The sequence below is a fragment of the Scandinavium tedordense genome (genome assembly GCF_024764965.1).
Taxonomy (GTDB): domain Bacteria; phylum Pseudomonadota; class Gammaproteobacteria; order Enterobacterales; family Enterobacteriaceae; genus Scandinavium; species Scandinavium tedordense.
The window spans coordinates 1-22,720 of the sequence record NZ_JALIGG010000045.1 but is presented as its reverse complement, the minus strand read 5'-3'; the positions used below and the strand labels follow the sequence as shown (position 1 = coordinate 22,720).

Annotated in this window: 20 protein-coding genes, 2 tRNA genes and 1 rRNA gene; 6 read left to right on the top strand and 17 right to left on the bottom strand. The window is 53.5% G+C overall.

The features are described 5' to 3' along the window. Positions 1-36: 36 nt before the first annotated feature. The 4 genes from wzzE to trxA all read right to left on the bottom strand — a co-directional run bounded on the left by wzzE (position 37) and on the right by trxA (position 4,356). A complete protein-coding gene (gene wzzE, locus MUU46_RS01395) occupies positions 37-1,083 on the bottom strand; it encodes an ECA polysaccharide chain length modulation protein (protein WP_159761650.1) in 1,047 nt (348 codons plus the stop codon). Between the two features lie 13 nt (positions 1,084-1,096). After that, positions 1,097-2,200 carry a UDP-N-acetylglucosamine--undecaprenyl-phosphate N-acetylglucosaminephosphotransferase gene (gene wecA / locus MUU46_RS01390; RefSeq protein WP_159761649.1) on the bottom strand — a complete coding sequence of 368 codons (1,104 nt, stop codon included), beginning with the start codon at positions 2,198-2,200 and terminating at the stop codon, positions 1,097-1,099. A gap of 230 nt (positions 2,201-2,430) precedes the next feature. Further along, positions 2,431-3,690: a transcription termination factor Rho gene (gene rho / locus MUU46_RS01385; RefSeq protein ID WP_049839510.1), complete on the bottom strand. Its 1,260-nt coding sequence runs from the start codon at positions 3,688-3,690 to the stop codon at positions 2,431-2,433. A 336-nt stretch (positions 3,691-4,026) separates the two neighbouring features. Further along, positions 4,027-4,356 (bottom strand): thioredoxin TrxA, encoded by a 330-nt coding sequence (trxA, locus tag MUU46_RS01380; protein ID WP_097164566.1) that lies wholly within the window; start codon positions 4,354-4,356, stop codon positions 4,027-4,029. Between the two features lie 152 nt (positions 4,357-4,508). Between trxA and rhlB the strand changes: the two genes are divergently transcribed. After that, a complete protein-coding gene (gene rhlB / locus MUU46_RS01375) occupies positions 4,509-5,780 on the top strand; it encodes an ATP-dependent RNA helicase RhlB (RefSeq protein WP_110512141.1) in 1,272 nt (423 codons plus the stop codon). 91 nt (positions 5,781-5,871) lie between these two features. Beyond that, complete coding sequence (gene gppA / locus MUU46_RS01370; RefSeq protein WP_258964549.1) at positions 5,872-7,353, top strand: guanosine-5'-triphosphate,3'-diphosphate diphosphatase; 1,482 nt, start codon at positions 5,872-5,874, stop codon at positions 7,351-7,353. Here gppA and rep read toward each other — a convergent pair whose 3' ends face one another. Then, positions 7,354-9,375 carry a DNA helicase Rep gene (rep, locus tag MUU46_RS01365; protein WP_258964548.1) on the bottom strand — a complete coding sequence of 674 codons (2,022 nt, stop codon included), beginning with the start codon at positions 9,373-9,375 and terminating at the stop codon, positions 7,354-7,356. 208 nt (positions 9,376-9,583) lie between these two features. Between rep and ppiC the strand changes: the two genes are divergently transcribed. Further along, a complete protein-coding gene (gene ppiC, locus MUU46_RS01360; protein WP_159761646.1) occupies positions 9,584-9,865 on the top strand; it encodes a peptidylprolyl isomerase PpiC in 282 nt (93 codons plus the stop codon). Positions 9,866-10,031: 166 nt separating this feature from the next. On the opposite strand, the gene ilvC is transcribed toward ppiC, so the two are convergent. Next, positions 10,032-11,507, bottom strand: a complete 1,476-nt coding sequence (ilvC, locus tag MUU46_RS01355; protein ID WP_159761645.1) for a ketol-acid reductoisomerase — start codon at positions 11,505-11,507, stop codon at positions 10,032-10,034. 151 nt (positions 11,508-11,658) lie between these two features. Between ilvC and ilvY the strand changes: the two genes are divergently transcribed. Continuing rightward, the gene (gene ilvY / locus MUU46_RS01350) at positions 11,659-12,549 is read left to right on the top strand and encodes an HTH-type transcriptional activator IlvY (RefSeq protein ID WP_159761644.1); all 891 of its coding nucleotides are present in this window, start codon (positions 11,659-11,661) and stop codon (positions 12,547-12,549) included. On the opposite strand, the gene ilvA is transcribed toward ilvY, so the two are convergent. From ilvA to ilvL, 7 genes are all read right to left on the bottom strand, one after another. Then, positions 12,546-14,090: a threonine ammonia-lyase, biosynthetic gene (gene ilvA, locus MUU46_RS01345; protein ID WP_258964547.1), complete on the bottom strand. Its 1,545-nt coding sequence runs from the start codon at positions 14,088-14,090 to the stop codon at positions 12,546-12,548. The two genes, ilvY and ilvA, sit on opposite strands and share 4 nt — an antisense overlap. Before the next feature lie 2 nt (positions 14,091-14,092). Then, complete coding sequence (gene ilvD, locus MUU46_RS01340; RefSeq protein WP_159761642.1) at positions 14,093-15,943, bottom strand: dihydroxy-acid dehydratase; 1,851 nt, start codon at positions 15,941-15,943, stop codon at positions 14,093-14,095. Between the two features lie 56 nt (positions 15,944-15,999). Beyond that, positions 16,000-16,932: a branched-chain amino acid transaminase gene (locus MUU46_RS01335; RefSeq protein WP_159761641.1), complete on the bottom strand. Its 933-nt coding sequence runs from the start codon at positions 16,930-16,932 to the stop codon at positions 16,000-16,002. Positions 16,933-16,950: 18 nt separating this feature from the next. After that, positions 16,951-17,214 carry an acetolactate synthase 2 small subunit gene (ilvM, locus tag MUU46_RS01330; RefSeq protein WP_097164576.1) on the bottom strand — a complete coding sequence of 88 codons (264 nt, stop codon included), beginning with the start codon at positions 17,212-17,214 and terminating at the stop codon, positions 16,951-16,953. Then, positions 17,211-18,857, bottom strand: a complete 1,647-nt coding sequence (ilvG, locus tag MUU46_RS01325) for an acetolactate synthase 2 catalytic subunit (RefSeq protein ID WP_159761640.1) — start codon at positions 18,855-18,857, stop codon at positions 17,211-17,213. The genes ilvM and ilvG overlap by 4 nt, the downstream gene beginning before the upstream one ends. Positions 18,858-18,859: 2 nt before the next feature. Further along, positions 18,860-18,910, bottom strand: a complete 51-nt coding sequence (gene ilvX / locus MUU46_RS22930; protein ID WP_374684980.1) for a peptide IlvX — start codon at positions 18,908-18,910, stop codon at positions 18,860-18,862. An 87-nt stretch (positions 18,911-18,997) separates the two neighbouring features. Then, entirely contained in the window at positions 18,998-19,096 is a 99-nt protein-coding gene (ilvL, locus tag MUU46_RS01320; protein ID WP_001311244.1) for an ilv operon leader peptide, read from the bottom strand. Positions 19,097-19,423: 327 nt separating this feature from the next. Here ilvL and MUU46_RS01315 point away from each other — a divergent pair, with 327 nt between their 5' ends. Further along, positions 19,424-20,944 (top strand): YifB family Mg chelatase-like AAA ATPase, encoded by a 1,521-nt coding sequence (locus MUU46_RS01315; RefSeq protein ID WP_258964546.1) that lies wholly within the window; start codon positions 19,424-19,426, stop codon positions 20,942-20,944. A 25-nt stretch (positions 20,945-20,969) separates the two neighbouring features. Here MUU46_RS01315 and MUU46_RS01310 read toward each other — a convergent pair whose 3' ends face one another. Continuing rightward, on the bottom strand, positions 20,970-21,308 hold the full coding sequence (locus MUU46_RS01310) for a MaoP family protein (protein ID WP_159761638.1): 339 nt from the start codon (positions 21,306-21,308) through the stop codon (positions 20,970-20,972). A 118-nt stretch (positions 21,309-21,426) separates the two neighbouring features. Here MUU46_RS01310 and hdfR point away from each other — a divergent pair, with 118 nt between their 5' ends. Then, on the top strand, positions 21,427-22,248 hold the full coding sequence (gene hdfR / locus MUU46_RS01305; RefSeq protein ID WP_159761637.1) for an HTH-type transcriptional regulator HdfR: 822 nt from the start codon (positions 21,427-21,429) through the stop codon (positions 22,246-22,248). A 92-nt stretch (positions 22,249-22,340) separates the two neighbouring features. Here the strand turns inward: hdfR and MUU46_RS01300 are convergent. The 3 genes from MUU46_RS01300 to rrf all read right to left on the bottom strand — a co-directional run bounded on the left by MUU46_RS01300 (position 22,341) and on the right by rrf (position 22,718). Then, a tRNA-Trp gene (locus tag MUU46_RS01300) sits at positions 22,341-22,416 on the bottom strand. Positions 22,417-22,469: 53 nt separating this feature from the next. Then, a tRNA-Asp gene (locus MUU46_RS01295) sits at positions 22,470-22,546 on the bottom strand. Positions 22,547-22,602: 56 nt separating this feature from the next. Next, positions 22,603-22,718 (bottom strand): 5S ribosomal RNA (gene rrf / locus MUU46_RS01290). Positions 22,719-22,720 lie beyond the last annotated feature (2 nt).

Genomic DNA, 22,720 nt, shown 5'->3' with positions numbered 1-22,720 from the left:
GGCGACGGCGTAATCCGCCTCGCCACGAAGTGCATGTTACTGTGTGCGACGACGCACCAACGCAACGCCCGCGCCAATCAGCGCACCGACAATGCCCCACATTACCATCAGAAAGACGCGACGCGGACTGTCGCGTTTTACCGGCTCTTCCGGTGTACGTAAATAACGGTAGGTCTGAAAACGAGGGTCGAGAGTTGGACCAACATTGAGCGTGGTCAGCATCGCACGATTCTGGTCGTAGTCGAGATCAAAATCAGGACCAACAGATTGTAGATTTTCGAGTCTTGCCTGCAGCATAGGGCGACCGAGCAGGAACAATTCGGAGTCAGGCAGCTGCTCTGCCGGAACATCCGTTTCGCTGCGGGAAATATTGTTCTGCTGCGCCACTTTCAATGCTTGCTGAACGCTGTGAATATTGCGATCGAAAATGGACTGAGCAACCTCTTCTTGGCGCTTAACCTGCGCCTTCATCTGAATGGTACGTGCCGCCCACGCACCTTTCAGTTCATCATTCAAGTGTCCTGCAGCTCGCTGGCTGGCAAAGGCCACATATTGGCGCAGCAGATTGTTAGCATCCGGGGCCGTTTCTGCCACCAGCTTGATGCTGTCGTTCACGCTTTTCAGCGGGTCACCCGGCATGAACTGTACATCATTAATTAAGTCATCCAGCAGTGCGGCATCGGCACGCGCATTTCCTGACTGACGCTGCTTGTAGTAGTCCGTTTGCGACCAGAACTCGCGGCGGGTATCCCATGACGCCAGCTGCATGATGAACTCTTTATACGATTCATCCATGGCTGAAGGCTGATCGGGGCTCGCCAAATTCGCCTTGATATCCAGATTGCGTAAAAACTGCTGCTGGGAATAGTAGCCCCCCAGCATGTTGACCGTCGGCCGGTCAGTGATAGCGGTAGCGCTCCACTCTTGCCGGGCAAAGAAGGTATAGACAAGCACAATCAGAGCAAACAAAAAGGCAATGCCTGCGATCCAGCGTTTTCCGGCCCATAGCGTGCAAAACAGACCGCGAATATCCAGCTCATTTTCAGCGCTCACTGAGTTTGCTCCCGGTAATTGTTGTGTCATCTCTCTTCCAGATTCATTTGGTTAAATGGTGCGTTTTATCGCTATGCCGACGAATTCGCCGCTTCACTCTTTTGATGAAGCGCGCCACTTTCCATGCGCGTTTTATGCAGTAACCGTACATAAAAAAGGCAAGTATAAACAGGAGTAACATGCCCCATTCTGGAATAATTCGCGTATATTCGCCAACTACTCCAATGGCCGCTAGCAGCGCAGCAGCAAGTGTAATCAGCACAAAAGCCTGCCTGGAGGTAAAACCTGCCCGCATGATCAGGTGATGAATATGCTGCCTGTCGGCGGAGAAGGGACTCATTCCTTTGCGTAAACGACGGAACATGATGGCAACCATATCCATCAACGGAATAGCAATAATCCACAGCGCGGTGACCGGGCTTATCGGATGGGTTTTCCCCTGGGTCGTTTCCAGTAATATCCAGATGACAGTAAAACCGAGCAACGTGCTGCCCGCGTCTCCCATGAAAACCTTATACCGACGTCCAAGCAGCCCCAGATTCAACAGAACGTAAGGGAGGATCGCCGCAATCATCGCGAAGCACCACATGGCGAGGCTGTACTGGCCATCCAACCACAGGATTATCCCCATTGCGCCAAAGGAAACGCTTGAAAGTCCGCCCAGCAGGCCGTCGATACCATCAACCATGTTGAAGGCATTGATAGCGGCCCAGACTGCAAACAAGGTAAGGAAGTAGCCGAACGGACCGAGAACGAGCTCCCAGGAACCAAAGATGTAGCCCAGACTGCTCAGGTATAATTTCCCCTGAACCATCATCAGAACGGCAACGATAGCCTGAACCATCGCGCGAAACTTAACGCTGATGTCATAGCGATCGTCTAGAGCACCAACCGCCACCAGTACAGCAGCGCAGCTCAGATACAACTTCGCGTGGGGAATGTAGTAATCAACCAAACCGAAGGCGAAACACACTCCTGCGAACACAGAAATTCCGCCGACCAGAGGGATCATTCCCTGGTGACGTTTACGGAAATTGGGTTTATCCACTAAACCCACCTTTTTAGCTGCCTTGCGCGCGAAAAAAAGGAATAAGGTTGTGAACAAAAAAATACTGATCAGATCAGCGCATGCTGTCAGTAAATTCACAATGCGTGCTCTCTGGGAAAATTATTAGCGAAAGTATACCCACGATAGCGATTCTCCAGAAGAGGAATCAGGCTGAGTTTTACGGGAGATGTTTGTATTCTAACCAAAAAATGAAGATGAATGAGAGAGATTCGGAATAAATGTGCTCTGTCATCGCAGAAACTGGCTTTAAGTATGCACTAAAACAAAAACGCCACGCAGTTGCGTGGCGTTTTTAAGTCTCGCGAAACTTACGAACGTTTCATCATATCGAAGAAATCGTCGTTGGTTTTGGTCATCGCCAGCTTATTAATGAGGAATTCCATCGCGTCGATTTCACCCATTGGATGGATGATTTTGCGCAGGATCCACATTTTCTGCAGCTCTTCCTGAGTGGTAAGCAGCTCTTCTTTACGCGTACCAGAACGGTTGTAGTCGATAGCAGGGAACACGCGCTTCTCAGCGATTTTACGCGCCAGATGCAGTTCCATGTTGCCGGTACCTTTAAATTCTTCGTAGATAACTTCATCCATTTTAGAACCGGTATCAACCAGAGCGGTAGCGATGATAGTCAGGCTACCACCCTCTTCCACGTTACGCGCAGCACCGAAGAAGCGTTTCGGACGGTGCAGAGCGTTCGCATCCACACCACCGGTCAGTACTTTACCGGAAGCCGGTACGACGGTGTTGTAGGCACGAGCCAGACGAGTGATTGAATCGAGCAGAATGATAACGTCTTTCTTGTGCTCGACCAGGCGTTTAGCCTTCTCAATAACCATCTCAGCAACCTGAACGTGACGAGAGGCTGGCTCATCAAAGGTAGAAGCAACAACTTCACCTTTAACCAGACGCTGCATCTCGGTCACTTCTTCCGGACGTTCGTCGATAAGCAAAACCATCAACACGCAGTCTGGATGATTGTACGCGATGCTCTGCGCGATGTTCTGCAGCAGCATCGTTTTACCGGCTTTCGGCGGTGCGACAATCAGACCACGCTGGCCACGACCGATCGGCGATGCCAGATCCAGTACGCGAGCGGTTAAGTCTTCAGTTGAGCCATTCCCACGTTCCATACGCAGACGAGAATTCGCGTGCAGCGGCGTTAAGTTCTCGAACAGAATTTTGTTACGCGCATTTTCCGGCTTGTCGTAGTTAACTTCGTTAACTTTCAACAATGCAAAGTAACGCTCACCCTCTTTAGGAGGACGAATCTTACCGGAAATGGTGTCACCTGTACGGAGGTTGAAACGGCGGATTTGGCTGGGGGAAACGTAGATGTCATCGGGACCGGCGAGGTAGGAGCTGTCTGCGGAACGGAGGAAACCAAATCCATCCTGCAGAATCTCCAGCACACCGTCGCCAAAGATATCTTCGCCACTCTTCGCGTGCTGCTTCAGGATGGCAAATATGATGTCCTGTTTGCGCATACGGGCTTGGTTTTCCAGCCCCATATTTTCGCCGAGAGTAATCAGCTCAGAAACCGGCGTATTCTTTAATTCGGTAAGATTCATAGTGGTGTGAGGGGTAAATCTCGAACGTATGTTGTGAATGGTATGGCAGGGTCATCCATGCCTGTTTGCGGCCATCAACTCATGCCTGTACGCTGCCTGGTCAAAAGAAAGGACGCAGAACTGAAACGACGAGACGGAAAGAAAGAGTGATATGCCTGAAATCTATCAACTTCACGCGTATAAAGATGTGGTACGGGAAGTATTGGCTAAATCAGATTCAAACTACATAAGGTATGTTTAAAACGAAGTCAACGTTAACTTAGCACGACTCAGGGCGGGCGTCCAGCGGTCCCGACATTTTCGGAACAGCGGACGCCACTTCAACCCAGTGCCGGATTAGGCGAGGTTTGCTTCGAGGAATTCTTTCAGCTGGCCTTTAGACAACGCGCCCACTTTGGTCGCAGCGACTTCACCGTTTTTGAACAGCAGCAAAGTCGGGATACCGCGAATGCCGTATTTCGGCGCAGTGCCCGGGTTCTGGTCGATGTTCAGTTTTGCAACGGTCAGCTTACCTTCGAACTCTTCAGCGATTTCATCCAGAATCGGGGCAATCATTTTGCACGGACCACACCACTCTGCCCAGAAATCAACGAGGGTAACCCCGTCAGCTTTGAGTACGTCCGTGTCAAAACTATCGTCAGTCAGGTGAATAATTTTATCGCTCATATATAACTCCACAGGAATAAGCCTGGTGTGTTGGTGTAGCATTAATCAACGAGCAACGTCAGGTTGATGTTGCTTTAGCCAACTAAAAGGTTGACGTTATTTCACCGGATACGCTTTCTTAATGCAATAGTAAGCTGATATTCTACCACACTATGAGCAAAACACATTTAACAGAACAGAAGTTTTCCGACTTCGCCCTGCACCCTCAGGTGATAGAAGCCCTTGAAAAGAAAGGGTTTCATCATTGCACCCCTATTCAGGCACTCGCACTCCCGCTGACGCTGGCAGGACGTGATGTTGCAGGACAGGCGCAAACCGGAACCGGCAAAACGATGGCGTTTCTGACGTCAACGTTCCATTATCTTCTCTCTCACCCTGCTGCTGAGAACCGCCAGGTTAACCAACCGCGTGCGCTGATTATGGCTCCAACGCGTGAACTGGCTGTTCAAATCCATGCTGATGCAGAACCGTTGGCAGCGGCCACCGGCCTGAAGCTGGGTCTCGCATACGGCGGCGATGGTTACGACAAACAGCTGAAAGTGCTGGAAAGCGGCGTCGACATTCTGATCGGCACCACCGGTCGTCTCATTGACTACGCGAAGCAGAACTACATCAACCTGGCGGCAATTCAGGTTGTCGTGTTGGATGAAGCGGATCGTATGTACGATCTGGGCTTTATTAAAGATATCCGTTGGCTGTTCCGTCGCATGCCGCAGGCTAACCAGCGCCTGAACATGCTGTTCTCCGCGACTCTTTCTTACCGCGTACGTGAACTGGCGTTCGAGCAAATGAATAACGCCGAGTATGTGGAGGTGGAACCGGAACAGAAAACCGGGCACCGCATTAAAGAAGAGCTCTTCTATCCGTCCAACGACGAGAAGATGCGTCTGCTGCAAACGCTGTTGGAAGAAGAATGGCCAGATCGCGCCATTATTTTTGCCAACACCAAGCATCGCTGCGAAGACGTCTGGGGCCATTTGGCTGCCGATGGTCACCGCGTTGGTCTACTGACCGGCGACGTGGCACAGAAAAAACGCCTGCGTATTCTGGAAGAATTTACCCGTGGTGACCTCGATATTCTGGTCGCGACGGACGTTGCTGCCCGCGGCCTGCACATTCCTGCCGTGACGCACGTCTTTAACTACGATCTACCAGATGATTGTGAAGATTACGTTCACCGTATCGGTCGTACCGGTCGTGCTGGCCTCAGCGGCCATTCCATCAGCCTCGCTTGCGAAGAGTACGCGCTGAACCTGCCGGCTATCGAAACCTATATCGGTCACTCGATTCCGCAGAGCAAGTACAACCCGGATGCGCTGATGAGCGATTTGCCGAAGGCATTGCGCCTGACACGCACGCGTCCAGGTAACGGCCCACGCCGTTCTGGCGGCGGCGCACCGCGCAACCGTCGTCGTTCAGGTTAAGCAGGCTTATGCCATACACAAAATCCTCCAACCTGTATCACGGCGCCAAGAGTACGAATCCAACGCAGAGACAGGTTGAAGGATGAAGTGTATGAACGCCTCTTCGCTATACGCAGCAATAGATCTCGGTTCTAATAGTTTTCATATGCTGGTTGTGCGCGAAGTGGCGGGGAGCATTCAAACCCTGACGCGCATTAAGCGCAAAGTCAGGCTGGCCGCCGGATTGAACAGCGATAACACGCTGTCGCCGGAGGCCATGGAACGAGGCTGGCAATGCCTGCGTTTGTTTGCCGAACGTTTGCAAGATATCCCGCACGTACAAATCCGCGTCGTGGCAACCGCCACGTTGCGTCTGGCCGTTAACGCCGATGCCTTCCTTGCAAAAGCACAGGAAATCCTCGGTTGTCCGGTGCAAGTGATCAGCGGTGAAGAAGAAGCACGCCTGATCTATCAGGGCGTGGCACATACCACCGGTGGCGACGATCGCCGTCTGGTGGTGGATATTGGCGGGGCCAGTACTGAACTGGTCACCGGCACCGGAGCCCAAACCACCTCTCTTTTCAGCCTGTCGATGGGCTGCGTAACCTGGCTCGAACGCTTCTTTACTGATCGAAATCTCGAACACGCCCATTTTGATGCCGCCGAGCAGGCAGCACGTGATGTGCTACGCCCAGTCGCCGACGAACTTCGTCAACACGGCTGGAAAATTTGCGTAGGCGCCTCCGGTACCGTTCAGGCATTGCAGGAAATCATGATGGCACAGGGCATGGATGAGCGCATTACGCTCGCCAAGCTGCAGCAACTCAAACAGCGCGCAATTCAGTGTGGTCGTCTGGAAGAACTCGAGATTGAAGGCCTGACGCTCGAACGGGCGTTGGTGTTCCCAAGTGGACTGGCAATTTTACTGGCCATTTTTAGCGAGCTTGATATCCAGTGCATGACCCTCGCGGGTGGCGCCCTGCGCGAAGGTCTGGTTTACGGCATGCTGCATCTGGCCGTCGATCAGGATATCCGCAGTCGCACGCTACGCAATATTCAACGGCGTTTTATGGTCGATACCGAACAGGCTCAGCGCGTGGCGCAGTTAGCCTCTCATCTCGTCGATCAGTGTGAAAAAAACTGGGAAATTGAACCGTTAAGCCGTGATTTATTACTTAGCGCCTGCCATCTGCATGAAATTGGCCTGAGTGTCGATTTCAAACAGGCCCCTCAGCATGCAGCCTATCTGGTGCGCAATCTTGATCTCCCCGGCTTTACGCCTGCGCAGAAAAAGCTGCTGGCCACACTGGTGCTCAACCAGACCAATCCCGTCGACTTGCCCTCGCTGCATCAGCAAAATGCGGTTCCGCCGCGCATAGCCGATCGGCTTTGCCGTTTGCTGCGTCTGGCTATCCTCTTTGCGGGTCGCCGCCGGGACGACCTACTGCCAGATATTTCGCTTAGCGTGGAAGGGGAAACATTGACCCTGATGCTGCCGTCAGGCTGGTTGGCTAACCATCCGCTCGGTGCGGAACTGGTGTTGCAGGAAAGCCAGTGGCAGAGCTATGTCCACTGGCCGTTGACCGTCGACTAATTACTTCGCCTTCGCTTTGGCCAGCATCGCTTTGATGTTGGCCACATTCGCCTGCCCTTTGTGCATCCGCTCTTCCGGCGAGACTACCTTACGCTCCTGCTCCCAGATGATATCGTCCTGTGGTAACTCCAGCAGAAAACGGCTCGGCTCCGGACGGATCAGTTCGCCGTACTGACGGCGCTCTTTGCATAGTGTAAAGGTCAGCTCTTTTTGCGCGCGGGTAATCCCCACATACGCCAGACGACGCTCTTCATCTACGTTATCTTCGTCGATACTGCTCTGATGCGGCAGCAGCCCTTCTTCCATACCAACCAGATACACATACGGGAACTCCAGACCTTTTGACGCGTGCAACGTCATCAGCTGGACCTGATCGAGATCTTCGTCACTTTCGCCACGCTCCATCATGTCGCGCAGGGTGAAACGGGTAACGACCTGCGTCAGCGTCATCGGATCTTCGAGATCCGAACCTTCGAGCATTTCCGTCATCCAGCCAAACAGGGTATTGACGTTTTTCATGCGCATTTCAGCCGCTTTCGGGCTCGGCGAAGTTTCAAACAGCCAAGACTCATAATCGATGCCGTGAATGAGATCGCGTACCGCCGCGATAGGTTCACGCTCCGCCAGACGCTGAACTTCACCCAGCCAGTGAGTGAAACGGGTCAGAGATTCATAACCGCGCCCGGTAAGCGTTTGCGTCAGACCCATATCAAAACTAGCGGCAAACATGCTTTTATTACGGGTGGTTGCCCATTCACCCAGCTTCTGTAATGTTGCCGGGCCAATTTCACGCTTCGGCGTATTCACAATCCGCAGAAATGCACTATCGTCATCCGGGTTAGTCAGCACGCGCAAATAGGCGAGCAGGTCCTTGATTTCAGGACGCGAGAAAAACGACGTGCCGCCAGAAATGCGGTACGGAATGCGGTTTTGCATCAGCAGCTTTTCGAACACCCGCGACTGATGGTTACCACGATAGAGGATCGCATAATCCTTATAGGCCGTTTTATTGATGAAGTGATGGGCGATCAGTTCGCCGGCGACGCGTTCAGCTTCGTGTTCTTCGTGATTTGCGCTCAGTACCTTAAGTTCGGTACCGTAGCCCAACTCAGAAAACAGTTTCTTTTCAAAAACGTGCGGGTTATTGGCAATCAGGATGTTGGCCGCTTTCAGAATACGTTCAGAAGAACGGTAATTCTGCTCGAGCTTAATCACCTGGAGTTTAGGGAAGTCCTGGCTCAACAGCACCAGGTTTTGCGGACGCGCACCACGCCAGGAGTAAATCGACTGGTCGTCATCGCCCACCACTGTAAACCGCGCCCGGCTGCCCACCAGCAGTTTCACCAACTCGTACTGGCTGGTGTTGGTATCCTGATATTCATCCACCAACAGATAACGAATCTTATTCTGCCAGCGCTCACGCACTTCTTCATTGCGTTGCAGCAGCAGCGTCGGCAGCAGGATCAGATCGTCGAAATCCAGCACGTTGCAGGCTTTCATGTGCGCACTGTACAGCCCGTAGCAGTGAGCAAAAATACGATCGCGCTCGCCATTGGCCTGCGCCGCGGCTTGTTGCGGCGTCATCAGATCATTTTTCCAGTTGGAGATCGTCGAGATCAGCTGCTGAAGCACCACTTTATCATCGTCAATCAGCCCTTCCGTCAGCTCTTTCAGCAGCCCAACCTGATCGGTATCGTCGAACAGGGAAAAATTGGATTTCATCCCCAGTGCGGCAAACTCGCGTTTAATGATTTCCAGCCCCAGGGTATGGAACGTGGAGATCATCAGGCCGCGTGCCTCTTTACGCTCTATCGTCTGGGCGACACGTTCTTTCATTTCGCGCGCGGCTTTGTTGGTAAAGGTCACGGCGGCGATATGCTTCGCCTGATAGCCACACTGATGGATCAGGTGCGCAATTTTATTGGTGATCACGCGCGTCTTGCCCGATCCCGCTCCCGCCAGCACCAGGCAGGGTCCGGTGACGAATTCGACGGCTTGTTGTTGTCCGGGGTTTAAACGCATAGGGTCACTCAATGAAAAACGGGAGGGCCGAAACATACCCAAGCTCATTCAGGTTGCAGGAAGGCGGCAAACGAGAGAATCCCGATGAGCTTACTCAAGTAAGTGATTCGGGTGAACGAGAGCAGCCAACATACCTGCAACTTGAAGGACGACGGGTATAGAGCGTGGTAGTATAGCGAGCCTGAACCATACCACTCAAGGCACGATCATGGCAAAAACAGCAGCAGCAATGCATATCCTTGTAAAGGAAGAGAAACTGGCTCTGGATCTTTTAGAGCAGATCAAAAACGGCGGCGATTTTGAGAAGCTGGCGAAGAAGCACTCCACCTGTCCGTCAGGCAGAAAAGGCGGTCATTTAGGCGAATTCAAACAGGGCCAGATGGTTCCGGCGTTTGATAAAGTAGTCTTCTCATGCCCAGTGCTGGAGCCTACTGGCCCGCTGCATACTCAGTTCGGCTACCACATCATCAAAGTGCTGTACCGTAACTAATAAAAAGCCCGGCGGCGCTAACGCGGGCCGGGCCTGAAGAGATACGCCTAAGAATGTCGACTTGCAGCAAGGCGGCAAGTGAGTACAGCCCCAGGAGCATAGATAACGATGTAACTGGGGTGTATGAACGTAGCCAACACAGCTGCGAATCGAAGACGACAGGGTATTAGCTTGCTACAGCAATACGCTTCATATCTTTCATATAACCGCGCAGTTTCTTGCCAACGGTTTCAATCTCGTGACTGCGAATCGCTTCGTTCACGTCACGCAGCTGAGCGTTATCTACCGCGCCTTCAGCAATCGCTTTACCCAAGTCACCGGTTTGCAGCGTGGTCATGAACTCTTTCAGCAGCGGAACACATGCGTAAGAGAACAGGTAGTTGCCGTACTCAGCGGTATCGGAGATAACCACATTCATTTCATACAGACGCTTACGGGCGATGGTGTTCGCAATCAGCGGCAACTCGTGCAGTGATTCGTAGTAAGCGGACTCTTCGATGATGCCAGAATCAACCATGGTTTCGAATGCCAGCTCAACGCCCGCTTTCACCATCGCAATCATCACTACGCCTTTATCGAAGTATTCCTGTTCACCGATTTTACCGTCAAACTGCGGGGTAGTTTCGAACGCGGTTTTACCGGTCTCTTCACGCCAGGTCAGCAGTTTCTTATCGTCATTTGCCCAGTCAGCCATCATGCCGGAGGAGAATTCGCCGGAGATAATGTCGTCCATGTGTTTCTGGAAAAGCGGGGCCATGATTTCTTTCAGCTGCTCGGAAAGTGCGAATGCACGGACTTTCGCCGGGTTAGACAGACGGTCCATCATCAGGGTGATGCCGCCCTGCTTCAGCGCTTCAGTGGTGGTTTCCCAGCCGAATTGAATCAGTTTTTCTGCGTAAGCCGGGTCAGTACCCTCAGCCACCAGTTTGTCGAAGCACAGCAGAGAACCCGCCTGCAGCATACCGCAGAGGATAGTCTGCTCGCCCATCAGGTCAGATTTCACTTCTGCAACGAAGGAAGATTCGAGCACGCCAGCACGATGACCACCGGTCGCCGCTGCCCAGGCTTTAGCAATCGCCATGCCTTCGCCTTTAGGATCGTTTTCCGGGTGAACGGCGATCAGCGTTGGTACACCGAAACCACGCTTGTACTCTTCACGCACTTCGGTACCTGGGCACTTCGGCGCCACCATGACCACAGTAATGTCTTTACGGATCTGCTCGCCCACTTCCACGATATTAAAGCCGTGGGAGTAACCCAGCGCTGCGCCATCTTTCATCAGCGGCTGTACGGAACGTACAACGTCTGAGTGCTGCTTGTCTGGCGTCAGGTTAACAACCAAGTCTGCCTGTGGAACCAGTTCTTCGTAAGTGCCTACTTTAAAACCGTTTTCGGTCGCTTTACGCCATGACGCGCGCTTTTCAGCAATCGCTTCTTTACGCAGCGCATAAGAGATATCCAGACCGGAGTCACGCATGTTCAGGCCCTGATTCAGGCCCTGTGCGCCACAGCCGACGATGACCACTTTTTTACCCTGAAGGTAGCTCGCGCCATCGGCGAATTCGTCACGCGCCATGAAGCGGCATTTACCCAGCTGTGCCAGCTGCTGACGCAGATTCAGTGTATTAAAGTAGTTAGCCATGGTGATACCTCGTGATGTTGTACTGTCTTATTGTTCGGTTCGCGTTTTGCGGGACTGGAACCACATTACAACAGGTAATTTATTGCGGAAATTGATATATTCACAACATCACGTTGCAATTTCTGCAATATAAAATCGTGGGGTGTCTCCTGTGGATTTACGCGATCTGAAAACCTTCCTGCATCTGGCGGAAAGTCGCCACTTTGGCCGCAGCGCGCGGGCGATGCACGTCAGTCCTTCCACGCTTTCGCGACAAATTCAACGGCTGGAAGAAGATCTTGGCCAGGCGCTATTTGTCCGCGATAACCGCACCGTGACCCTCACCGAAGCCGGTGAAGAGCTGCGCACCTTCTCTCAACAAACTCTGTTGCAGTATCAGCAGCTGCGTCACACCATCGACCAGAAAGGGCCGTCGCTCTCCGGCGAGCTACATCTATTTTGCTCGGTAACCGCAGCCTACAGCCATTTACCGCCGATTCTGGACCGCTTCCGTGCGGAGCATCCTTCCGTGGAAATCAAACTCACCACCGGTGATGCCGCCGATGCGATGGAAAAAGTGATGACCGGCGAGGCGGATTTAGCCATTGCTGGCAAACCGGAAACGCTCCCCGGCGCAGTGGCGTTTTCGATGCTGGAGAATTTAGCGGTGGTGTTGATTGCCCCGGCGCTCGCCTGCCCAGTGCGCACGCAGGTGGCGCAGGAGAAACCAGACTGGTCAACGGTACCGTTTATCATGGCCGATCAGGGCCCGGTGCGTCGCCGCATTGAGCTGTGGTTCCGTCGCCATAAAATCAGCAATCCGTCGATTTACGCCACCGTTGGTGGTCATGAAGCGATGGTGTCGATGGTAGCGCTCGGCTGCGGCGTGGCACTTATCCCGGAAATCGTGCTGGAAAACAGCCCTGAACCGGTGCGCAACCGCGTGATGATCCTCGAGCGCAGCGACGAAAAAACCCCGTTTGAGCTCGGCGTATGTGTACAAAAAAAGCGGCTACATGAGCCGCTTATAGACGCTTTCTGGGCGATTCTGCCGAACCACTAGCCCGCGAGGAAAAAGCGAAACGCCGGGTTATTGGTTTCATCGTGACACTCGTAGCCCAGTTCGCTGAGTCGGGTTTCGAAATCCGGTTCGTGCTCACCCAGTTCAAAACCGGCTAATACGCGACCGTAGTCAGTACCGTGGCTGCGATAGTGGAACAATGAAATATTCCAGTGGGTGCCGAGGGTGTAGAGAAACTTCAGCAACGCGCCGGGAGATTCAGGGAACTCGAAGCTGTACAGACGCTCCTGTAACGGCTTCGAAGGACGGCCGCCGACCATATAGCGAACATGCAGCTTCGCCATTTCATCGTCAGACAAATCCACCACGCTATAGCCCCCGTCATTCAACAGACCGAGGATCTCTTTGCGCTCTTCCAGGCCACGACTTAACCGCACGCCGACGAAAATACACGCGTCTTTAGCATCGGCAAATCGGTAGTTGAATTCCGTTACCGAACGCCCGCCGAGCAGCTGGCAAAACTTGAGGAAGCTGCCCTTCTCTTCCGGGATAGTCACCGCCAGCAACGCCTCACGCTGTTCTCCCAGTTCGCAGCGTTCAGAGACATAGCGCAATCCGTGGAAGTTAACGTTCGCCCCGGACAGCACGTGCGCCAGGCGTTCACCGCGAATGTTATGCTGCGCGATATACTTTTTCATCCCCGCCAGAGCCAGTGCACCAGACGGTTCCGCCACCGCACGCACATCTTCGAACAGGTCTTTCATTGCCGCGCAGATAGCGTCGCTGTCGACGGTGACGATATCGTCGAGATACTCCTGGCACAGCCGGAAGGTTTCATCGCCAATCCGCTTCACTGCGACGCCTTCGGCAAACAGCCCGACGCGCGGTAAATCAACCGGATGCCCGGCGTCCAGCGCCGCCTTCAGACAGGCTGAGTCTTCCGCTTCCACCGCAATAACTTTGATCTGTGGCATCAGCTGTTTGATAAGCACTGCAACACCGGCCGCCAGACCGCCACCGCCGACCGGCACGAATACCCTGTCGAGATGCGCATCCTGCTGGATCAGCTCCAGTGCCAGCGTGCCCTGTCCGGCAATCACCATTGGGTGATCGAATGGCGGGACCCAGGTAAAGCCCTGCTGTTGTGCCAATTCGATAGCTTTGGCCTTGGCCTCATCAAAATTCGCGCCATGCAGCAGCACTTCGCCACCAAAACCGCGCACCGCATCAACTTTGATATCCGCGGTCGCCACCGGCATTACAATCAGCGCTTTAATGCCCAGACGGGCCGACGAGAACGCTACGCCCTGGGCGTGATTTCCCGCAGAAGCAGTAATCACGCCACACGCTTTTTGCTCTTCAGTCAAACTCGCCATCATCGCGTACGCGCCGCGTAGCTTGAAGCTGTGAACCGGCTGACGGTCTTCGCGCTTCACCAGCACGACGTTGTCGAGACGAGCGGAGATTTTCTCCATCTTCTGCAACGGCGTGACCTGGACGGCTTCATAGACCGGCGCACGCAGCACCGCTCTAAGATATTCCGCCCCCTCAGGGGCGGTGGATAGCGGTTGGGATTCGGCCATGATTAGCCCCCAAGTTTGGATTTATCGCGCACTGCACCTTTGTCTGCACTGGTCGCCAGGCTGGCGTAGGCACGCAGCGCGAAAGAAACCTGACGTTCGCGATTATGCGGAGTCCAGGCCTGATCGCCACGTGCGTCCTGCGCTTCACGACGCGCCGCCAGTTCCTGATCGCTCAGTTGCAGCTGAATACCACGGCTCGGAATGTCGATAGCAATCATGTCGCCGTCTTCAATCAGCGCGATGTTGCCTCCGCTTGCCGCTTCCGGTGACACGTGTCCGATAGACAGACCAGACGTTCCGCCGGAGAAGCGCCCGTCGGTGACCAGTGCACAGGCTTTGCCGAGGCCCATCGATTTCAGGAAAGTAGTCGGATAGAGCATTTCTTGCATGCCCGGTCCACCTTTTGGTCCTTCATAGCGGATAACCACTACGTCGCCAGCAACCACTTTGCCGCCGAGAATCGCTTCTACCGCATCGTCCTGGCTTTCGTACACTTTAGCCGGGCCGGTGAATTTAAGATTGCTGTCGTCCACGCCTGCGGTTTTCACGATGCAGCCATTTTCCGCGAAGTTACCGTACAGCACTGCCAAACCGCCGTCCTGACTGTAGGCGTTTTCCAGTGAACGGATACAGCCTTCGGCACGATCGTCGTCCAGCGTGTCCCAACGGCAGTTCTGCGAGAAGGCCTGAGTGGTACGAATACCTGCCGGGCCCGCACGGAACATGGTTTTAACCGCGTCATCTTTGGTCAGCATCACATCGTACTGATCCAGCGTCTGCGGCAGTGACAGCCCCAGCACATTTTTCACATCGCGGTTCAGCAGCCCAGCGCGGTCCAGCTCGCCGAGAATTCCGAGGACGCCGCCGGCACGGTGAACGTCTTCCATGTGATATTTCTGAGTACTTGGCGCGACTTTACACAGTTGCGGCACTTTGCGGGACAGCTTGTCGATGTCACTCAAGGTGAAGTCGATTTCCGCTTCCTGCGCGGCGGCCAGCAGGTGAAGAACGGTATTGGTGGAACCGCCCATGGCGATATCCAGTGTCATGGCGTTCTCAAACGCGGCTTTGCTGGCGATGTTCCGCGGCAGCGCGGACGCGTCGTCCTGCTCATAATAACGCTTGGTCAACTCAACGATGCGCGTACCGGCGTTGAGGAACAGGTCTTTACGGTCGGCGTGCGTTGCCAGCAGCGAGCCGTTGCCCGGCTGCGACAGGCCCAACGCTTCGGTCAGGCAGTTCATCGAGTTGGCGGTGAACATGCCGGAACAGGAACCACAGGTCGGGCACGCGGAGCGCTCAATCTGCTCGCTCTGCTCGTCGGACACTTTAGGGTCCGCGCCCTGAATCATCGCATCAACCAGGTCCAGTTTGATGATCTGATCGGACAATTTAGTTTTCCCGGCTTCCATCGGGCCACCGGAAACAAAGATAACTGGAATGTTCAGGCGCAGAGACGCCATCAGCATCCCCGGGGTGATTTTGTCGCAGTTGGAAATACAGACCATTGCATCGGCGCAGTGGGCGTTCACCATGTATTCCACGGAATCGGCGATCAGCTCGCGCGACGGCAGTGAATACAGCATGCCCCCGTGACCCATGGCGATACCATCGTCGACGGCGATAGTGTTGAATTCTTTCGCCACGCCGCCAGAGGCTTCGATTTGCTCAGCAACCAGTTTACCAAGGTCGCGCAAATGTACATGGCCTGGCACGAACTGGGTAAACGAGTTCACAACGGCAATAATGGGTTTGCCGAAATCGGCATCTGTCATCCCGGTGGCGCGCCACAGCGCGCGGGCGCCGGCCATATTTCGGCCGTGGGTGGTAGTGGCGGAACGATACTTAGGCATGCTCTGTTTACTCCCGTCTAACTGTTAAATGGGACGGTGCGTGCCGTCCCATTGTTTTATTTCGGATTAACTTGATCCAACCAGCCCCATTTATCTTCCGTTTCACCGGTAAAGAGGCCGAAGAATGCTTGCTGAATACGTTTGGTGACCGGGCCACAGCGGCCTTCACCCACCTGAATGCCGTCCACACTGCGGACTGGCGTGATTTCTGCGGCGGTACCGGACATGAACACTTCGTCAGCCAGATACAGCGATTCGCGGGAAAGCACCTGCTCGCGAATTTCGATGTTCAGGTCTTTCGCCAGCTTAATGATCGCATCGCGGGTAATCCCCGGCAGCGCGGAAGAGGTGAATGGCGGCGTGAACAGAATACCGTCTTTCACTTCGAACAGGTTCTCGCCTGCGCCTTCAGAGATATAGCCGTTCACATCCAGCGCGATCCCTTCCTGGTAGCCGTGACGACGCGCTTCGCTGCCGACCAGCAATGAAGAAAGGTAGTTCCCGCCCGCTTTTGCTGCGGTTGGGATAGTGTTCGGTGCCACACGATTCCAGGAAGACACCATTGCGTCGATCCCTTGATCCAGCGCTTCTGCGCCGAGGTATGCACCCCAAGGGAAAGCGGCAATGATAACGTCAGTGTTGTAACCATCTGGCGGGTTCACGCCCATACCGACATCGCCAACGAATACCAGCGGACGAATGTAGGCGCTGGTCAGGTTGTTTTTACGAATAACATTACGGCAGGCTTCCATCAGTTCATCGACGCTCTGAGAAACCGGGAAACGATAAATTTTGGCTGAATCATGCAGACGCTGCATGTGTTCACGATGACGGAACACCACCGGGCCTTTGTGAGAATCGTAGCAACGGATGCCTTCGAAGACGGACGTCCCGTAGTGCAGGGCGTGGGACATCACGTGCACCTTCGCTTCACCCCATGGAACCATCTCACCGTTAAACCAGATGTAATCAGCTTTTTTCGTCGTCATTGTTCTTCCTTCTTGCGCTCAGGCGCGGATTTGTTGTGATGATGTTGTTCGTTGCTGGATCTCGACGCGGGCGACGTCTACCAGTTTGCTTAACTGACTAAACAGTAATTCGACTGGACGAAGGCTGGCAACGGTCAATTCAATATTTATGTTTTGGGCGTCAGTGGCTGTTTCCATATTCATGGCACAAATTTGAAAGCCACGATGGCGTACCACACGCAAAACGCGCTCTAACGTTTCCGGATTGAAGCGGGCCTGAACGGCAACCTGATGATGCATCATGATAATTTCTCCAGCATTTCTGCATTACTGGCACCCGGCGGTACCAGGGGCCAGACGTTTTCGAGTTCGTCGATTGAGACATGAAGCAGGTATGGCCCGGTGCTGTTCAGCATAGTGTCGAGAGCCGCTTCAACCTGGTCTTTACGGGTAATGTGCTGACCAGGAATACCAAAGGCGCTGGCCAGGATGAGGAAATCCGGATTATCAGTCAGTGTCGTTTCGCTGTAGCGCTCCTGGAAAAAGAGCTGCTGCCATTGACGAACCATCCCCAGGCGCTGGTTATCGAGAATGACAATCTTCACCGGCAACTGCTTACGCTTCACGGTGCCGAGTTCCTGCACGTTCATCATGAACGAACCATCACCGGAAATGCAGATAACGGTATCATCCGGACGAGCAACCTGCGCGCCCACAGCCGCAGGCAGGCCAAAGCCCATCGTGCCTAATCCGCTGGAGGTGATGAAGTTTTCCGGACGGGTGTACGTCATGTGCTGCGCCGACCACATCTGATGCTGGCCGACATCGGTGGTCACCACGCTATTGGCCGGTTTGCGATCGGAGAGCTGTTTGAGCAGTAACGGCGCGTAAATGGCCTCACCCGGATGGTCGTAGCGCCAGGTGTTCTCAGCACGTAATTCCGCAGTGTGTTTACGCCACGCATCGATCTTCAACGGCTGTTGCAGGGCAGGTAACAGCGCATTCAAATCCGCCTGAAGACCCACGTGAACCTGACGCAGCTTGTTCAGTTCCGCAGGGTCGATATCCATATGAATGACTTTCGCATTCGGGGCAAAAGTATTCAGCTTGCCGGTAACGCGGTCATCAAAGCGCGCGCCAACGGCGATCAGCAAATCGCACTGCTGCACCGCCAGGTTAGCCGCTTTCGTACCGTGCATACCCAGCATCGCCAGGTAGTACGGATAATCTGCCTCCACTGCACCCAGCCCTTTCAGTGTGCAGGTAACAGGCATTTGCGTGACCGCGATAAACTCGCGCAGTGCAGGAACCGCCTGCGCCATCCCGACGCCACCACCGACGTACAATATCGGCTGGCTGGCCTGGGCAATCATCTGGCGAGCCTGTTCAACGTCTTCGAACGGGAAAACGGTTTCATCTTCAACGGTGGAAAAATGCGGTTCAAGTGCGGCGCTGGCGACCTGAATGTCTTTCGGGATATCAACCAGAACCGGACCAGGACGGCCTGAGTTTGCCACCAGGAAGGCTTCGGCCATGACGCGTGGCAACTCTTCCAGCGACTGCACCAGGAAACTGTGTTTGGTGCAAGCAAGTGATAAACCGAGAACGTCCACTTCCTGAAATGCATCGGTGCCGATAAACGAGGAAGCGACCTGGCCGGTGATGGCCACGACCGGGACGGAATCCAGCAACGCATCGGCAAGGCCGGTTATCAGGTTGGTGGCTCCAGGGCCGGAAGTCGCCATACACACGCCGGTTTTCCCGGTTGCACGAGCATAGCCAATCGCCGCCATCGCCGCGCCCTGCTCATGTCGGCACAGCAGATGCTCCACACCGCCGTCATACAATGCATCGTAGATAGGCATAATAGCGCCGCCCGGGTAGCCAAATATTGTCTCAACCCCTTGCGCTCGCAACGCATGCACCACCCATTGAGCCCCATTCATAGTTACATCCCCGTCGCTATTCGAGAGAAACAGAATTTTATGCTATTTACCATGCTCTGTTTCTCTTTGGTTTTTTCGCAGTCATAAAAAAACCCCCGGACCTTTCGGTGCGGGGGTCTTAGTTCGTTAAGGCTTGTTTTCTAAGCCTTTCCTCTTCCAAGTGCAGCCCCGCACGGTGGGATAATAATCACCACCACGCTAATCACGACCAGGCTAATCACTCGTAGAAGGGCTGTCATTTTCTATACTTTCTGGCTTCTTGTTCGAAGGAATACCTAAAGAGTTACCACAGACATGAAGAACAACACAAGATTTTTTATAATGCGTTTTCTGATCGCGCTAACGATATTGGTAAAAAGTATTGTTTTTTATAAGAAATAACTGAGATGAAAATTCTTCATTACATGAAGACCGTTTGGCAATGGCTATTTTTCTCGAACGTGCTCCCAATTGAATGCAACAGCGATGAAATACCCTGAAAATCACCTGATACATGCCCGTAAAAAACAACTTTGATCATTGCCGCGCTTATGTAACTCGACATACTGACTTCTTACGGAGGCGCTATGTCATTGTCGATTATTTATACACGGGCCGCATTGGGGGTTAACGCCCCCCTCATCACCGTTGAAGTGCATATCAGTAACGGATTACCAGGCTTAACTATGGTGGGTTTACCGGAAACAGCGGTGAAAGAGGCTCGCGATCGGGTCAGAAGCGCGATGATCAACAGCGGGTATGAATTTCCTGCAAAGAAGATCACCATCAACCTGGCACCGGCCGATTTACCCAAGGAGGGTGGACGATACGATTTGCCTATCGCAATTGCGCTTCTGGCGGCTTCTGAGCAGCTCAACACCACCAGACTTAATCAGTATGAGCTCATCGGTGAGCTCGCGCTTACGGGCGCGCTACGTGGAGTTACCGGGGCTATTTCCGGCGCGATGGAAGCCATCAGCGCTGGCCGACAAATTATTGTGGCGGCAGAAAATGCCCCTGAGGTCGGTCTGATTGGCGGAACAGACTGTTTCATTGCCAGCCATTTGCAGGAGGTTTGTGCTTTTCTTGAGGGACGCATCCCATTGCAACATCCCGAAATGCTGGAAGACATACCCACGGCTATAGAGGCCGACATCAGCGACGTTATAGGCCAACAACAGGGGAAGCGCGCGCTCGAAATCGCCGCCGCAGGCGGGCATAACTTGCTACTTGTGGGACCACCGGGTACCGGAAAAACAATGCTGGCCAGCCGATTACCGGGCATTCTACCCTCTCTGAGCAGCCAGGAAGCTCTGGAGAGTGCGGCAATCCTCAGCCTGACCAGTGCGGGGCATCTTCACCAACAATGGCGTAAGCGTCCATTCCGCTCGCCTCATCACAGTGCATCAATTACGGCGATGGTCGGTGGCGGCACGATCCCCGCACCTGGGGAAATTTCGTTAGCGCACAATGGCATTCTGTTTCTCGATGAACTCCCGGAATTCGAACGTCGGGTACTGGATGCTCTGCGTGAACCCATTGAGTCAGGGAAAATTCATATTTCGCGGACCCGGGCAAAAATCACCTATCCAGCGCGTTTTCAACTCATTGCCGCCATGAACCCTAGCCCGACGGGACACTATCAGGGCAATCATAATCGCAGCTCTCCGGAGCAAATCCTGCGTTACCTGGCGCGCCTGTCAGGGCCTTTTCTTGACCGCTTTGATCTCTCGCTGGAGATCCCACTTCCACCTCCAGGTCTTCTTAGCCAACGGCCTGAAAAAGGTGAAAGCAGCATGATCGTGAAGACACGTGTCATTGCCGCACAGCAAATACAGTTGTCCCGCCAGGGGAAGCTCAACGCCCTTCTGGGGAACAATGAGATTAAAACATGGTGTGAACTGCAGGAAGAAGATGCGGCATGGCTGGAGCAGGCATTCGCCCACTTGGGATTATCGATTCGGGCCTGGCAGCGATTGATTAAGGTTTCACGAACGCTGGCCGATCTTGCCGGAGCGGAAAAGATAACGCGGGTACATTTACAAGAAGCGTTGGGGTATCGGGCAATAGAAAGGTTACTGATCCATTTACAGAAAATGATGGCGTAAAAAAGGGGCTTTCGCCCCTTTATCATTAATCGTCGCTTTCGGTGTAGTCTTCCGCACCTTCTGTCTGAGGCTTACCACCAGACAGCGTGTGAAAACGTTTTGGCCGTTTGATTCGCGCCATGTACTTGATCCATACGCGTTCAATCTCGGTTGCCGGTTCGCGTTCGCCACGGCATACCGCGACAAACTGCTTTTCCTCTTCCGTCACAGGCTCACGGTGACCCAGTTCCAGCTCATTAAACGCATAACCGTGGCGCTCCAGCAGTTGGGCTTCTTTGATGGTGAAGTCACCATGACGAGAGAACCCACGCGGATAATTTTTATTGTCAAAAAAACGATTAGTCGTCGTAAAGCTTTCCGCCATCCTACACGCTCCTGATTCTTTGGCTGAGCTATTTATGGCGCGGAGTATTAGTTACGCTTGACAGAGCGTCAAACAAAACATTTAAATCAACACGACAAATTATTTTGCGGAGAAGGTTGTGGATACGGAATTGCTAAAAACTTTTCTTGAAGTGAGCCGAACACGTCACTTCGGGCGTGCGGCAGAAGCGCTATACCTGACGCAATCAGCCGTCAGCTTTCGTATTCGTCAGCTTGAGAACCAGCTGGGTGTGAATCTTTTTACCCGACATCGCAACAATATCCGCCTGACAGCGGCTGGTGAGAAGCTTCTTCCCTATGCCGAAACGCTGATGAGTACCTGGCAATTGGCACGTAAGGAAGTGGCCAACACGTCACGCCATAATGAGTTCTCTATTGGTGCCAGCGCCTCTCTGTGGGAGTGCATGCTGAATAGCTGGTTGGGACGACTCTATCCGACGCACAACACGTTGCAATTTGAAGCCCGTATCGCTCAGAGGCAATCGTTGGTTAAACAGCTTCATGAGCGTCAGTTGGATCTGCTGATTACCACTGAAGCCCCTAAAATGGACGAATTCAGCAGCCAGTTACTGGGGCATTTCACGCTGGCGCTCTATTGTTCAAGTCCTTCGCAGGTCAAAGCGAATCTGAACTATCTGCGACTGGAATGGGGCCCGGACTTCCAACAGCATGAGGCAGGACTTATCGCACCAGATGACATTCCACTGCTGACAACCAGTTCTGCGGAGCTGGCACGGCAACAACTCATGCCGCTTGAAGGCTGCTCCTGGTTACCAATGATTTGGGCAAAAGAGAAAGATGGGTTACATACCGTTGCTGACAGCGCGACGCTTTCACGACCGTTATATGCTATTTGGCTTCAGAACAGTGATAAGCAGGCACAAATTCGAGAGATCTTGAAGGTGACCGTGCTCGAATAAGGAATTTGAGTATTTTCTATGAGAGGTGGCGGATGAAAATCCGCTGAATTTTAGACAAAAAAAATCCTTTGCCGAAGCAAAGGATCATTATATGGCAGGGGCGGAGAGACTCGAACTCGCGACACCCGGTTTTGGAGACCGGTGCTCTACCAACTGAGCTACGCCCCTAAATGACGCTTATTATTAAGCCCGCATTAAAGCAGGCTTAATTTTCTAATAAGTGGCGGAACGGACGGGACTCGAACCCGCGACCCCCTGCGTGACAGGCAGGTATTCTAACCGACTGAACTACCGCTCCACCGAATTTCTTTACAACAACCGGTTTTATGCCCCGGTTTGACCTGCTAATTTGATGCCTGGCAGTTCCCTACTCTCGCATGGGGAGACCCCACACTACCATCGGCGCTACGGCGTTTCACTTCTGAGTTCGGCATGGGGTCAGGTGGGACCACCGCGCTGTTGCCGCCAGGCA

Bases quoted from the DNA above. Each gene is read 5' to 3' on its own strand.
- ilvC (WP_159761645.1), bottom strand. From the start codon at position 11,507: ATGGCTAACTACTTTAATACACTGAATCTGCGTCAGCAGCTGGCACAG.
- ilvM (WP_097164576.1), bottom strand. From the start codon at position 17,214: ATGATGCATCATCAGGTTGCCGTTCAGGCCCGCTTCAATCCGGAAACG.
- rep (WP_258964548.1), bottom strand. From the start codon at position 9,375: ATGCGTTTAAACCCCGGACAACAACAAGCCGTCGAATTCGTCACCGGA.
- rhlB (WP_110512141.1), top strand. From the start codon at position 4,509: ATGAGCAAAACACATTTAACAGAACAGAAGTTTTCCGACTTCGCCCTG.
- ilvG (WP_159761640.1), bottom strand. From the start codon at position 18,857: ATGAATGGGGCTCAATGGGTGGTGCATGCGTTGCGAGCGCAAGGGGTT.
- ilvD (WP_159761642.1), bottom strand. From the start codon at position 15,943: ATGCCTAAGTATCGTTCCGCCACTACCACCCACGGCCGAAATATGGCC.
- gppA (WP_258964549.1), top strand. From the start codon at position 5,872: ATGAACGCCTCTTCGCTATACGCAGCAATAGATCTCGGTTCTAATAGT.
- MUU46_RS01310 (WP_159761638.1), bottom strand. From the start codon at position 21,308: ATGGCGGAAAGCTTTACGACGACTAATCGTTTTTTTGACAATAAAAAT.
- MUU46_RS01315 (WP_258964546.1), top strand. From the start codon at position 19,424: ATGTCATTGTCGATTATTTATACACGGGCCGCATTGGGGGTTAACGCC.
- trxA (WP_097164566.1), bottom strand. From the start codon at position 4,356: ATGAGCGATAAAATTATTCACCTGACTGACGATAGTTTTGACACGGAC.
- ppiC (WP_159761646.1), top strand. From the start codon at position 9,584: ATGGCAAAAACAGCAGCAGCAATGCATATCCTTGTAAAGGAAGAGAAA.
- ilvA (WP_258964547.1), bottom strand. From the start codon at position 14,090: ATGGCCGAATCCCAACCGCTATCCACCGCCCCTGAGGGGGCGGAATAT.
- wzzE (WP_159761650.1), bottom strand. From the start codon at position 1,083: ATGACACAACAATTACCGGGAGCAAACTCAGTGAGCGCTGAAAATGAG.
- ilvL (WP_001311244.1), bottom strand. From the start codon at position 19,096: ATGACAGCCCTTCTACGAGTGATTAGCCTGGTCGTGATTAGCGTGGTG.
- rho (WP_049839510.1), bottom strand. From the start codon at position 3,690: ATGAATCTTACCGAATTAAAGAATACGCCGGTTTCTGAGCTGATTACT.
- MUU46_RS01335 (WP_159761641.1), bottom strand. From the start codon at position 16,932: ATGACGACGAAAAAAGCTGATTACATCTGGTTTAACGGTGAGATGGTT.